This is a genomic window from Nitratiruptor sp. YY09-18 (assembly GCF_016593235.1).
Taxonomy (GTDB): domain Bacteria; phylum Campylobacterota; class Campylobacteria; order Campylobacterales; family Nitratiruptoraceae; genus Nitratiruptor.
Map to the genome: position 1 here is coordinate 1,368,359 of NZ_AP023065.1, position 13,176 is coordinate 1,381,534.

Below are 13,176 nucleotides of genomic sequence, written 5' to 3' on the forward strand. Positions count from 1 at the left end.
ATAAGACTAAAAAAGCTATAATATCTAAAAATTTTACATGGGGAAAATATGGCGGATCTTTTTGAAAAAAATCAAGATATCCAAGAGATCGATATAGAAGAGACTGTCAAGAGCAGTTATCTCGATTACTCTATGAGTGTCATCATCGGACGTGCTCTCCCCGATGCCAGAGATGGTCTCAAACCTGTCCACAGACGTATCCTCTATGCAATGAACGAGCTTGGACTCACAAGTCGCGCTGCGTATAAAAAAAGTGCAAGAATCGTAGGGGATGTTATAGGTAAATACCATCCACACGGCGATAGTGCAGTCTATGAAGCGCTCGTACGTATGGCGCAGCCATTTTCTATGCGTCTGCCTCTTGTAGATGGACAGGGAAACTTCGGCTCAATAGATGGCGACAGTCCAGCTGCAATGCGTTATACAGAGGCACGTATGACAAGCGTGGCTGAAGAACTCTTACGCGATATAGACAAAGATACAGTCGATTTTGTACCAAACTATGATGATACACTGAGTGAACCTGATGTCCTTCCTACCCGCATCCCAAACCTCTTGCTCAATGGTTCAAGTGGTATCGCCGTGGGTATGGCAACCAATATCCCTCCACACCGTCTTGATGAACTTATAGATGCTCTTGTAACACTTATAGACAATCCGCAAGCACAACTTGAAGAAGTGATGGAATATATCCAAGGACCAGATTTTCCGACTGGTGGAATTATTTTTGGAAAGCAAGGTATTTATAATGCTTACAAGACAGGTCGCGGCCGTATAAAGGTGCGTGCAAAAACACATATTGAAAAACTCAAATCTCGTGAAGCTATCATTATAGATGAGATTCCTTACCAGGTCAACAAGTCCCGTCTTATCGAACAGATAGCACAACTTGTCAGAGAAAAACATATAGAAGGTATCAGTGAAATACGAGATGAGAGCGACAGAGAAGGTATTCGCGTAGTAATCGAGCTCAAAAAAGATGTAATGAGTGATATTGTTCTTAATAATCTCTATAAATCTACACAAATGGAAGTTACTTTTGGTATTATTCTCCTCGCCATCGTCAATAAAGAGCCAAAAGTTTTCACTCTTCTTGAGCTTTTGCACCTTTTCCTCAACCATCGCCGTACAGTTGTTATTCGTCGTACAATTTATGAACTTGAAAAAGCAAAAGCACGAGCCCATATTCTTGAAGGTCTCCTCAAAGCCCTTGATCATATCGATGAGGTTATAGCAACAATCAAGGCAAGTAAGGATACACCAACAGCTCGCACAAACCTTATGGAGAGATTTGAACTTACTGAAGTACAAGCAAACGCAATACTTGATATGAAACTCCAACGTCTAACTGGACTTGAGAGAGAAAAATTGGAAAATGAGTATAAAGAACTTATGGAGAAAATTGCATATCTCCAAAGTATCCTTCGCAGCGAAGCAAAACTCAATGAAATTATCAAAGAGGAACTTCTTGAGGTTAAAAATAAATTTAGTTCTCCTCGCCTCACTGAAATAGTTGAAGACTATGATGAGATCGATATAGAAGATCTTATTCCAAATGAACCTATGGTTGTTACCATTACACATAGAGGATATATTAAGCGCGTTCCACTTAAACAGTATGAAAAACAAAAAAGAGGTGGCAAGGGCAAAACTGCAGTCACTACATATGAAGATGATTTTATTGAAGACTTCTTCATCTCCAATACTCATGATACACTTATGTTCATTACTGATCGTGGACAGCTCTACTGGCTCAAAGTATACAAAATACCTGAAGCTGGACGCACCGCAAAAGGTAAAGCTGTAGTCAATCTCTTACAGCTTGAACCTGATGAAAAAATCAAAGCAATTATTCCTACAACAGATTTCAGTGAAGACAAATCTCTTGCTTTCTTTACAAAAAACGGTATTGTTAAGCGTACAAACCTCGCTGAATTCAAAAATATACGCACCAGAGGAGTTCGTGCGATTACACTCGATGAAAATGATGAGCTCATTACCGCCAAAATTGTCAAGCCAGAAATAAAATGGCTCTTTATCATTACCAAAAAGGGAATGTGTATCCGCTTTCCGGTTGATAATGTGAGAGAGATGGGAAGAACTGCCCGAGGTGTAACAGGAATACGCTTCAAACAAGAAGGTGATTTTGTCGTAGGGGCTGAAACAATCAAGGACGAGCACCAAGAACTTCTCACTGTTAGCGAAAAAGGTATAGGCAAACGCACAGAAGCAATCGAATATCGTGAGCAGACCCGTGGCGGTAAAGGTGTAATAGCAATGAAACTGACACCAAAAACTGGCGATGTGGTAGGAGTCGTAACAGTTGAAGAAAATAAAGATCTCATGGTACTTACAAGTAAAGGCAAAATGATTCGTGTGGATATGGAAAGTATTCGTAAAGCAGGAAGAAATACAAGTGGTGTTATGATTGTTCGTCTAGAAAAAGGTGATAAAGTAATAAGCATTGCCAAATGTCCAAAAGAGGAGGAAGAAGAAATTGAAGAGATATAATGTTGCCGTAGTTGGAGCTACAGGAGCTGTCGGCGAAGAAATGCTCCGTGTCATGGAAGAGGTGGATTTCCCGGTAGCAAAGCTAGTACCGCTTGCCAGCAGACGTAGTGCCGGAAACAGTGTTGAATTCAAAGGCAAAGAATATACGGTCAAAGAGCTTACCGAGGATATCTTTGAAAAAGAGGATATTGAGATAGCCCTTTTTAGTGCAGGAGGAAGTGTATCAGCACACTATGCACCCTATGCAGCAGAAGCCGGTGCAGTTGTTATAGATAATACGAGTCACTTTCGTATGGACCCTGAGGTACCTTTAGTAGTTCCCGAAGTGAATCCAGAAGATATAGTAGCATGGAAAACAAAAGGAATCATTGCCAATCCAAACTGCTCGACCATCCAGATGGTACAAGCTCTCAAACCGCTCGATGATGCATTTGGAGTAAAAAGAGTCGATGTAGCTACATACCAAGCTACCAGCGGCGCAGGCAAAAGCGCTATGGATGAGTTGGTCAATCAGATGAAAGATTTTTTCAATTTCAAACTTGATGAGAGTGAGAAGAAGAAGTTCCCTCACCAAATTGCTCTCAATGTCATCCCGCAAATCGATAAATTTCTCGATAATGGCTATACAAAAGAAGAGATGAAGATGGTCAACGAGACCAAAAAGATTATGCACAAAAATATAGAAGTCTCAGCCACATGTGTGCGCGTACCAGTACTGCGCGGTCATAGTGAGGCAGTAACTGTATGGTTTGAAAAAGATATTACTCCAGAAGCTGCCAGAGAGGCTCTTTATAATGGCAAAAATATTGTTGTAATGGATGAACCACAAAAGAGCGTCTACCCTATGCCAATTACTGTGGTAGAAAAAAATGAGACATTTGTAGGTAGAATTCGCAAAGATATCTATCGCGATAATGTACTTCATATGTGGGTAGTAGCTGATAACCTCAGAGTAGGTGCAGCGACAAACGCAGTGAGAATTGCGCTCAAATGGATTGAGATGGAGGGGGAATGAGATTTTTAGAAAATCTTTTTGAAGGGACTTTATGGCAAGGTCGCCTCTTTATTGTCCTCGCAGTTATCTTTGGGATGATTGGGGCAATCGTTCTTTTTATCGTAGCAAGTATAGACATCTATAATGTAGCAAAGTTTACTTACCAAAGTATTGTGAGTCACCACCATCCAGAGCACTTCCATGAAAAGATCGTGGGAGATATAATCGGAGCGGTAGACCTCTATCTCATTGCTGTGGTGATGCTGCTCTTTAGCTTTGGTCTCTACGAGCTCTTCATCTCCAAAATCGATATTGCAGAGCGCAGCGAAAGCTCTAAAATCTTGGAGATACACAATCTCGATCAGCTCAAAGATAAGCTTGCAAAAGTGATCATCATGGTCTTGATGGTAAGCTTTTTCAAAAGAGTTATCAATATGAACTATCAAGGACCTTTGGAGATGCTCTATTTTGCTTCTTCCATCTTAGCCTTAGCAGTGGCTCTGTATTTCATGCACAAAGACGCAGATAAACATTAAGGACATTTCATGGTATTTATAGATGCATGTTTTCGCAAAAAAACTCCCTACACTCCCATCTGGATGATGCGTCAGGCGGGACGCTATCTCCCTCAATATATGGAAGTGCGCAATAAAGCTGGAGACTTCTTGACTCTATGCAAAAACCCCGCAATGGCTGCTGAAGTAACTCTCCAGCCGGTAGAGATTTTAGATGTAGATGCTGCAATTTTGTTTAGCGATATCTTGGTCATTCCTTTAGAGATGGGAATGGATCTGCGCTTTGAAAAGGGAGAGGGTCCTGTTTTTAGTAATCCAGTACGTACTATGGAAGATCTCGAGCGTCTTTATGACTATCCAGAAGAGCGCCTCACTTATGTCTATGAAACAATCAAAATCGTACGCAAAAAACTTCCAAAAGAGAAGGCTCTTATCGGTTTTAGTGGCGCTCCTTGGACATTGGCAACATACATGGTAGAAGGTAGAGGCTCCAAGACCTATGCAACAATCAAAAAACTTATTTATACTGACCCGGCATTTATGCATGCTTTGATGGTAAAAGTTACCGAAGCAATCAAAGCCTATCTTGTCAAGCAGATAGAATCTGGAGTCAATGCAGTGCAGATTTTTGATAGCTGGGCAAGTGCACTAGAAAAAGAGAAGTATTTTGAATTTGGCTGGGACTATCTGGTAGATATTGCCCAGTTTCTCAAAGAACGTTATCCTCATATCCCTGTCATTCTTTTTCCAAAAGGAATAGCTGGATATTTAGATGATATATATGGAAAATTTGATGTTTTCGGAGTCGATTGGAGCACACCAATTGATCTAGCAAAAGCCAAACTAGGCGAAAAATATGTTCTCCAGGGAAATATGGAACCAACAAGACTCTACTCTAAAGAAGCTACAAAAGAGGGAGTAGAAAAAATCATCGAAATTATGGGAGCCAAACCTGGACATATCTTCAACCTCGGGCACGGTATGTTTCCAGACCTCCCTGTAGAAAATGCCAAATATTTAGTAGAGCTTGTTCACGATTTGACACGCCGATGAGTATAATTTTTGGTCCAATAAATTCCAGGAGATTTGGACTCTCTCTTGGAATTGACCTCTCTCCAGCGCAAAAATCATGCAATTTTGACTGCCTCTATTGCGAACTTGAACCTGCAAAACCCATAGATGCAATACAAAATCCACCAAGTGTGAAAGAAGTCATCCAAGAGACCCAAAAAGCTTTGCAGGAGTTTCGTGAAGTGGATGTTATCACAGTGACAGCAAACGGAGAGCCTACACTATACCCCTATCTTGATGAGCTTGTAGACGAACTAAACAGAATCAAAGAGGATAAAAAACTCCTCATTCTCTCCAATGCCAGTCGTATTCATGAACTAGCTATCCAGCAAACTCTTACAAAATTTGATATCGTCAAACTCTCTTTAGATAGTGTCGATCAACGCACCTTTAAGCGCCTCGATCGCCCTTTAAAAGGGATTGAAGTCCAAGATATTATTCATGGAATGGTATATTTTCGCAATATCTATGATGGTTTTCTTGTGATAGAGATCTTAGTTGTACAGGGTATTAATGATAAACCACAAGAGTTTGTAGCACTCAATGAAGTCTTGCAACAGATCAAGCCAGATCGTATCGATATTGGTACCATAGACCGTCCTCCAGCATACAAAGTAGCACCTGTAAGCTATGAAAAGCTCTATGAACTCTCAAAACATATCAAAAATCTTCCAGTTACTATCGTCTCAAGAAAAAAAGAGCATAGCTATCAACTGCATCTTAGCAAAGATGAGCTTATTGATCTCCTTACACATAGACCATTAACACAAGAAGATATAGATACACTTTTTGATGAAGAAACTATCAAACTTGTTAGAAAACTTCTCAAAGATAAAGCTATTACAAAGCGCAATGTTGGCAATGTAACTTTCTTTGATGCAACAGTCCATACAATTTCAAAATAGTATTTCTAAGTCGACTGATAAATAATATTTTATTACATTTATAGGTTGGGTTTAGAGGGGTCTTAAAACCCTTACATATAGTTATCGCCGCAGTCTCGCATTGTAACAGGGTTGGGTTTAGAGGGGTCTTAAAACATAAGTAAATTCAATCAATTCATACTCCTTATTGTAACAGGGTTGGGTTTAGAGGGGTCTTAAAACTACGCAAGCCCCAATACCAATATCCCTATGAATTGTAACAGGGTTGGGTTTAGAGGGGTCTTAAAACGGTCTATGCAGTCCTATGACGATATCTGCAATTGTAACAGGGTTGGGTTTAGAGGGGTCTTAAAACCATATAGTCTTTGCTCACACTCACACCATAATTGTAACAGGGTTGGGTTTAGAGGGGTCTTAAAACGATAGAGACTTTTCCACCAATTTGCATCATATTGTAACAGGGTTGGGTTTAGAGGGGTCTTAAAACTAGGTTCAAGTCCATATGCTCGAAGTTTTAATTGTAACAGGGTTGGGTTTAGAGGGGTCTTAAAACTAGTCTCGCTAACTCTTCCTTGAGAAGAGTATTGTAACAGGGTTGGGTTTAGAGGGGTCTTAAAACGAAGATGATGAAGTGGAGTTTGTAAAGTTCATTGTAACAGGGTTGGGTTTAGAGGGGTCTTAAAACAGGAGAAAGCGAGATTTTATGCAAATAGAAATTGTAACAGGGTTGGGTTTAGAGGGGTCTTAAAACAAAAATGGAATGTCTATTCCGAGAAGTTTTATTGTAACAGGGTTGGGTTTAGAGGGGTCTTAAAACAATCTATCGTCCCACTAACAACAGATTTGAATTGTAACAGGGTTGGGTTTAGAGGGGTCTTAAAACTATTAAATTTTCATTAATTTAAAGAATGTTTTAAATATTGTCAAATTATATTTTTTTTGTTATACTTTAACTGGGTTGGGTTTAGACAGGGGTCTTAAAATCGAGAACTGTTACTACAGTTCCATTGTAGGGCCCGTTTGCGGACGGGCCTCTGGATGATTTAAAAATCAAAAAGTAATTGTTGTACAATCTCTTCTTGTGAGGATTGCTCGCCAACAACTATTTCCATTTTTCCAAATTGTGCATCTGTCATTAAAAACATTCTAACATTTCCTTTTTTTATATTAATCTTTAGAAAATCTTTTAATCGTTTCTTTCCATAGTTAGCAGATTGCAACGAATTAAAAACTTTTCCATAGACTGAATATTGCAACCGTATATACCCTTCTTTATCAAGATAATTAAAAAGCCATCTATATCGCTTACGATCTTTTTTGGATGTTGTTGGGAGGTCGAACATTACTATGAGCCACATTATCTTAAAAGCACTCACTCAGAGCCTCAAAATCTATGGTAGGAAAATTAATAAACTCGATTTTTCTATTTAATATCGCAGCTTTGAATCTTTGTATATACCGCACCGACGTTGTTCTCATTGTAGAAAGTCCTCCCTCAAAAATTATATATTCCTTATCGAAAATTGTAACGATATCTCTTTTTAATGCAGGGGCTAAATAATCATCTTTGTAATTTTGCAAAAGAAGATAGATAGCAATATCAACTAAAGGACGAAATGGCTCCATAAGATCATCACTCAGATTAAACGCATTGTAACGATTATCATGCCAAAGACCTAATGCAGGAATAAATCCTGCTGCACTAAGATCACGCGTAATAAGACTTCGCAGTATGGCATATGCGTAGTTAAGAGCCTGATTGCGCACATCGAGAGAATTAGCCTCCCGTTTAAGGTCATTAAAAAGCTTTTTCCAATAGATCCGCGCACTCTTAGCCTCAGTCCTATAAGGGTCGCCTGGTCGAATTTGCTTCGCATATTTTTCAAGTTTTTGATCTTCTTTTGCAAAGTAACTAAGGACAGCCGACTGATTGAGGATCTTGACCCGAATGATCTCCTGCCAGAAACGGTCACACAAATCATCGGGAAGGGAAAGCTGGGCCTTGAGGGTCTCTGTGGCCAATGAGCTCTGATGGTAGGGATGGAGAATGGCTGTAGGCATATAGTATTCATCGCAAAAGAGTGCAGCCACTTTGTGCTTGCTCAGTGCTGCAAGCACCTTGGCGCTGAGAGTGAATCTGTCTCCTTCGAATATAATACTGTCAATATCAGAAAGAGAAAGCTTCACCCTCATAGTCTCATCTTCTATGACGAGATTACCATTTTTAATTCTAAGCTTGCAAGGCTTAGTGATGCGGATAGTCTTCCAGGCTGCCATAGCCTGACTCCTCTTTAAACCATTCTACGGCACCTTCGGGCAGGTCACCAAAGACTTCATAGCTCTTGACATGTCCGTCGAGATCGAGATGGGCTTTGATAATTCCTGTGGCACTGCCGATACCTATTTGTTTGATCTGACTTCCTGTAGTAAATTTCGATGGTTGGGCTTTCGGGTTGGCTGGGAAACGAGGATTAAATAATGCAATATTTTTTCTATTTTCCACATAACTGCGCAAACAACCATAATGTATCAAACCTTTTTGATTGAAAATGAACAGCATTTCATTGAGATAACAGAGCAATCCCGATTTATCTTTTCGAAGTTCTCGGGCATTATTGACATCCATACGGCGGATGATGAGTTTGCCTTTGGAACCCTTTGAGATATGGATACCCAGCATATTTTTATCGGTCTCTACCAGCCCTCGTTCAATCTCCATTGCATTGAGCTTATCATAAACAAAACGCATTTTTCGCACCTGCTTGCCACCCACTTCGATAGGGGAAGCAATCAGATCTTTGAGCGTTCGCTGAAACTCCTCATCTATCTCTTTGTCGTTTTTGGCATCCATGAGCTGGTAACGGGCAAGAGTCTGAGCAATCTTAGCCGCCCGTTCCTCTACGACACGATAGCTCTCATCATTTGTATTGCCAATTCTGTGTAGCCAAAGCTTTTGGCGGATCTCCTTATCATAACGTTTCATAAACTCCTCTGCCGTGAGCTTATGACGATCTTTGATGACATTGAGGCCGTCAAAAGCCTCAAGAATATTCTTGCGAAGTGTAGGTACTTCGTGGCGAGCAGAATAAACAGTCTCTTTATGGGAAGAGGCGGAGAGGGGTTTCTTGTCCACCCAATATGAGACGCTGCGGATCGTACCGAACATGTCTTTGTAAAAGAGGCTCTCCTCCCCTTTGGACATGAAACGGCAAAATGCCTCGTCGATGTAGTCGGCGAGGGTGAGTCCTTCGATGTGAGGAGTGTATTTTTTCCAAAGCTCCTTGAGCTCTGCTTCGCTTTTGCCGTAATTCTCACGCAACATCCGATGCAGGCGGTTCTGCCAACCGCGAGTGAGGGTCGAGAGGATGAGGGCATCTTCGGCGTGGTGGAAATTGGTCTCTCGGCTTTTGGATTTGATCCCGAGGAGGGAGCGGGTCTTGCTGGTGACCTTGCCGGGGATCATTCGAACCCCTATGCCGTTCTTTCTCAGCTTAGGATCCGGAAAGGGATAGTAGCGTTTGAGGACCTGGGCAACTAATGCTTCAAGATAACTGGTTGCGCGGATCCCCTTGCTATGGGTATTTTCGGTGTAAATTTCGTCAAGAGATTGAGCTAAAAGATTTTTGCGTTTTTTCCAATCGATCAATCCCTTTTCAAAGAGCATTTCAACTCGTTTGCTATATTCTGCATCTCCAGCAAGCCAATCACCAGGGAGCCGATTGCCTTTGGCCGTATTGCTACTTTTGAGTGCAACGATGGTATTGTAGTCAGTGTTTAGACCACCCAGGCTTTGTGGAACGATATGTTCGATGTCAGCACTACCGTCAAGGAGCTGGGATATGTTGATGACCTTTCCACTATAAAGATCAAGTCCTTTTTGGCTCTCCCAAAGTTGAATCTTTCTTGCCAATCGCTTGTCTATTAAAGGAAACTCTTTTTTGTATCTATTTATGATCTCATCAATAGCTTTTTCCCGTTCATTCATAGCCTTATAGATCTTATTACGAATCTGTTGCGGGAGGGCATCTCTGGTAGTCTCTAAAATAATCTCATCAAAGGGTCCATAACGCCAACTCAAATCAGCGATAAGCCCCAATGCCCAAGAAGCAAGGGATTTGATAGCATGGTTGTTGATGACATTTTCTTCTTTTTCAAAGAGATTGCCCTCTCCCAAATGGAGATGTCGCAGGGATTTAGGGAAATGGGAATAATCTTCATGATCCTCAAATCCAAGAATCCTCTGGATCTCTTTTTCATCATGCCCTTGGAGAAAAAGGGGCAGTGCTTCGAGGATATATCGATGGGAGAGTTCACGAGTCCCAGATTTTTTGTTTTTGAAAAGTTCTAGCAGCTCCCTATTGTCTGTATCGATCCCTTTCCCGTCTATCAAGACTCGTAACCGATCAAGAGCCTCCTGTGGGGTTTTGGAACGCTGGAGAATCTCGGCCAGTTCTCTGAATATCTGCAAGGCATCCGGATGTTTCTGGATACTGGCAAAAAGTTCTTTAAATTTGTGTATATCTGCAAGAAAGAAAAAGGGGACGAAGGTTCGGGGCTCTTTTTTGCCTTTGACAATACGCTCATCTTCCAAACTGAAAATTTTTTGCTCGGGGGAGAGTCCGAGGATTTTACGCAGATCCTTATGGGTGATCTTTTTGAGACTTTTCCCTTGAGCTATTTTCTTTTCTACCCACTCAATAACCTTTTCCCGGTCCTCCTGTGTCACTTCATAGCCGTCAATGTTCAAATCGGCAAGTTTTTTGTATAGGCGATAGAGATCATAGAGATAGCTGTATGCTGGGGCAGCGGGCTCCTCCTTATAAAAGGTACATCTGCCAAAAAGGGATTCGTCAATTGTAGGCATCTCCTGGTCAGTTATGCAAGCTTTTAGCTCATCGATAAGTTCGGAAATCTGTTCTTTGGTCAAATCAAAAGCTCCAAATTCTGCCTGGCGAAGCAGGATTTTTTCAATCTCCTCTTCAATATCCTCCCGCCGTATCATCTTTTCATAGTCCTCATGGTTGCGGTAGGAACGAAGGTCGCCTGCCTCTACTGCCCGGTGGATCGTCTGGGCGATGGTCTCTCCGCCATATTTTTTACGCAGCTCCTCCAGATGGCGCAGAGCGTTATAAACCTGGCGCCGCTCATCAGCTTTTTTCTTCGACTCATTCTCAAAATCAATGAGGCCAAGTTCTAGTTCCAATTCATAGAGCAAGTCCTCTGTGGCAATCGATTTGTAGCCTCTATGTTTGGCCATATGGGCAAAAATAGCAAAGAGCTCTTGAGAGGTTAATGGCCGCTGCCATACGTCGATAGCACGGAGCTGCCATCGGTTTTTGATAGGATTGTTTTTGGAGTCGTTGATCTTCATTGCCTCCGAATAATCAAGAATTCCATAACGTTCCATAGTTTGTGCCACACAACGGATGCGCTTTTTGCGCTTTTCTATGAGGCGACGCATACTTTTGTATTTTGACCGGATAGTTTGGGGAGATTCGCCACTTTGTTCATCATAAGGAGTATTGCGCATAACAACTGAATTGTCCAAACATGTATATGAATTTGCTCCAGACTCTTCTAAAATAGCATAACCAAAAGATGTAATTCCTAAATCAACCGCAAGAATTTTTCTCATAATTTCACCTAATTAAAGATTATAATTTAGTTTGTATAGATTAATTTTATTTAATTAAATTTAAAATAATCTTTATCAAGTATTAGTTATTTAAAAATTAGTCTTATATACTGCTTGACTAAATGGCTCTATTTGTTTAAAATTGCAAAAAGCTTTTCTCTTGCGACTGCTAATCATCTGCAAAGAAAAAATCACAACTGAAGAAGGACATGATGAGCGAAAAAGCTACTCAAAACGAAAATATAGAAGATTCCTCCCAAAACAACGAAAGCAAAAACAGCGACCAACGCAAACATATCCCGGTAGATGGCTACACTATCGAAGAGCTTCGCACAAAAACAATAGATGAACTTCTCAATATTGCTCAAGAGCTCGGTATCGAAAACCCGCAAGAGCTCAAACGTCAAGACTTGATGTTTGAGATTCTCAAAAATCAGGTAAGCAAAGGCGGCTATATCCTCTTTACAGGGATTTTGGAGATAACTCCTGAGGGGTATGGATTTTTGCGTGCCATCAATGAAAACTTCTCAAACAGCGCCAACGATGCATATGTAAGTGCTACGCAGATTCGCCGCTTTGCTCTGAGAACAGGTGATATTGTCACAGGACAAGTGCGTCCTCCAAAGGACCAAGAGCGCTACTACGCACTTCTTAAAATCGAAGCTATTAACTACCTCCCACCAGAAGAGTCCAAAAAGCGCCCTCTCTTTGATAACCTTACCCCGCTCTATCCCACAGAAAAGCTCAAACTCGAATATGATCCTATGCACCTCACAGGTCGTGTGCTTGATCTTTTCACACCTATTGGGAAAGGACAGCGTGCACTTATCGTCGCACCTCCACGAAGCGGAAAAACTGAGCTGATGAAAGAGCTTGCACATGGCATCGCTCACAACCATCCAGAAGTAGAACTTATAGTACTTCTTGTCGATGAGCGACCCGAAGAGGTTACAGATATGGAAAGAAGTGTTAAAGGTGAAGTTTACAGCTCTACTTTTGATATGCCAGCAAAAAATCATGTCCGTGTCGCAGAACTTGTCATAGAAAAAGCAAAAAGACGTGTAGAGATGGGCAAAGATGTAGTCATTTTACTTGACTCCATTACTCGTCTTGCCCGTGCTTACAACACTGTCACCCCTTCTAGTGGGAAGGTTCTCAGTGGTGGTGTAGATGCAAATGCTCTTCATAAACCAAAACGTTTCTTTGGTGCAGCGCGTAATATCGAAGAGGGAGGCAGCCTCACAATCATAGCTACTGCACTTATTGATACCGGTTCACGCATGGATGAAGTAATTTTTGAGGAGTTCAAAGGAACAGGAAACAGTGAGATAGTCCTCGATCGCCGCATAGCAGACCGCCGTATCTACCCGGCAATCGATATTCTCAAATCTGGTACAAGAAAAGAGGAGCTCCTTGTCGATCCAAATACACTCCAAAAAGTATGGGCTCTGCGCAATGCGATGCAGTCTATGGATGAAGTGGAGGCATTAAAATTCTTATACTCCAAAATGCTCAAAACCAAAAACAATGAAGAGTTTCTCTCCATTATGAATGAAGGTGCCTAAT

The 13,176-nt window shown here is 41.2% G+C and carries 9 protein-coding genes and 1 CRISPR repeat array; of the genes, 6 read left to right on the forward strand and 3 right to left on the reverse strand.

All coding sequences use genetic code 11. The features are described from left to right. Positions 1-48: 48 nt before the first annotated feature. The 5 genes from gyrA to JG734_RS07325 are packed head-to-tail and all read left to right on the forward strand — an operon-like array spanning position 49 to position 5,996. The gene (gene gyrA / locus JG734_RS07305; protein WP_201332632.1) at positions 49-2,511 is read left to right on the forward strand and encodes a DNA topoisomerase (ATP-hydrolyzing) subunit A; all 2,463 of its coding nucleotides are present in this window, start codon (positions 49-51) and stop codon (positions 2,509-2,511) included. Continuing rightward, positions 2,498-3,526 carry an aspartate-semialdehyde dehydrogenase gene (locus JG734_RS07310; RefSeq protein WP_201332633.1) on the forward strand — a complete coding sequence of 343 codons (1,029 nt, stop codon included), beginning with the start codon at positions 2,498-2,500 and terminating at the stop codon, positions 3,524-3,526. Before gyrA ends, JG734_RS07310 begins: the two co-directional genes overlap by 14 nt. Then, the gene (locus tag JG734_RS07315) at positions 3,523-4,041 is read left to right on the forward strand and encodes a YqhA family protein (protein ID WP_201332634.1); all 519 of its coding nucleotides are present in this window, start codon (positions 3,523-3,525) and stop codon (positions 4,039-4,041) included. The genes JG734_RS07310 and JG734_RS07315 overlap by 4 nt, the downstream gene beginning before the upstream one ends. Before the next feature lie 9 nt (positions 4,042-4,050). Continuing rightward, positions 4,051-5,073, forward strand: a complete 1,023-nt coding sequence (gene hemE, locus JG734_RS07320; protein ID WP_201332635.1) for a uroporphyrinogen decarboxylase — start codon at positions 4,051-4,053, stop codon at positions 5,071-5,073. Next, positions 5,070-5,996: a radical SAM protein gene (locus JG734_RS07325; RefSeq protein WP_201332636.1), complete on the forward strand. Its 927-nt coding sequence runs from the start codon at positions 5,070-5,072 to the stop codon at positions 5,994-5,996. Before hemE ends, JG734_RS07325 begins: the two co-directional genes overlap by 4 nt. Positions 5,997-6,029: 33 nt before the next feature. Continuing rightward, a CRISPR array of direct repeats spans positions 6,030-6,858; the repeat unit is 36 nt; unit sequence ATTGTAACAGGGTTGGGTTTAGAGGGGTCTTAAAAC. A 160-nt stretch (positions 6,859-7,018) separates the two neighbouring features. On the opposite strand, the gene cas2 is transcribed toward JG734_RS07325, so the two are convergent. Genes cas2 through cas9 form a run of 3 tightly spaced genes read right to left on the reverse strand, consistent with a single transcriptional unit; the run spans position 7,019 to position 11,610 of the window. Further along, a complete protein-coding gene (gene cas2 / locus JG734_RS07330; protein WP_201332637.1) occupies positions 7,019-7,351 on the reverse strand; it encodes a CRISPR-associated endonuclease Cas2 in 333 nt (110 codons plus the stop codon). Next, positions 7,338-8,252, reverse strand: coding sequence for a type II CRISPR-associated endonuclease Cas1 (gene cas1 / locus JG734_RS07335; RefSeq protein WP_201332638.1), 915 nt, complete (start codon positions 8,250-8,252; stop codon positions 7,338-7,340). The genes cas2 and cas1 overlap by 14 nt, the downstream gene beginning before the upstream one ends. Continuing rightward, on the reverse strand, positions 8,221-11,610 hold the full coding sequence (cas9, locus tag JG734_RS07340; protein ID WP_201332639.1) for a type II CRISPR RNA-guided endonuclease Cas9: 3,390 nt from the start codon (positions 11,608-11,610) through the stop codon (positions 8,221-8,223). Before cas9 ends, cas1 begins: the two co-directional genes overlap by 32 nt. Before the next feature lie 212 nt (positions 11,611-11,822). Here cas9 and rho point away from each other — a divergent pair, with 212 nt between their 5' ends. Continuing rightward, complete coding sequence (gene rho / locus JG734_RS07345; RefSeq protein WP_201332640.1) at positions 11,823-13,175, forward strand: transcription termination factor Rho; 1,353 nt, start codon at positions 11,823-11,825, stop codon at positions 13,173-13,175. The last annotated feature ends 1 nt before the right edge of the window (position 13,176 follow it).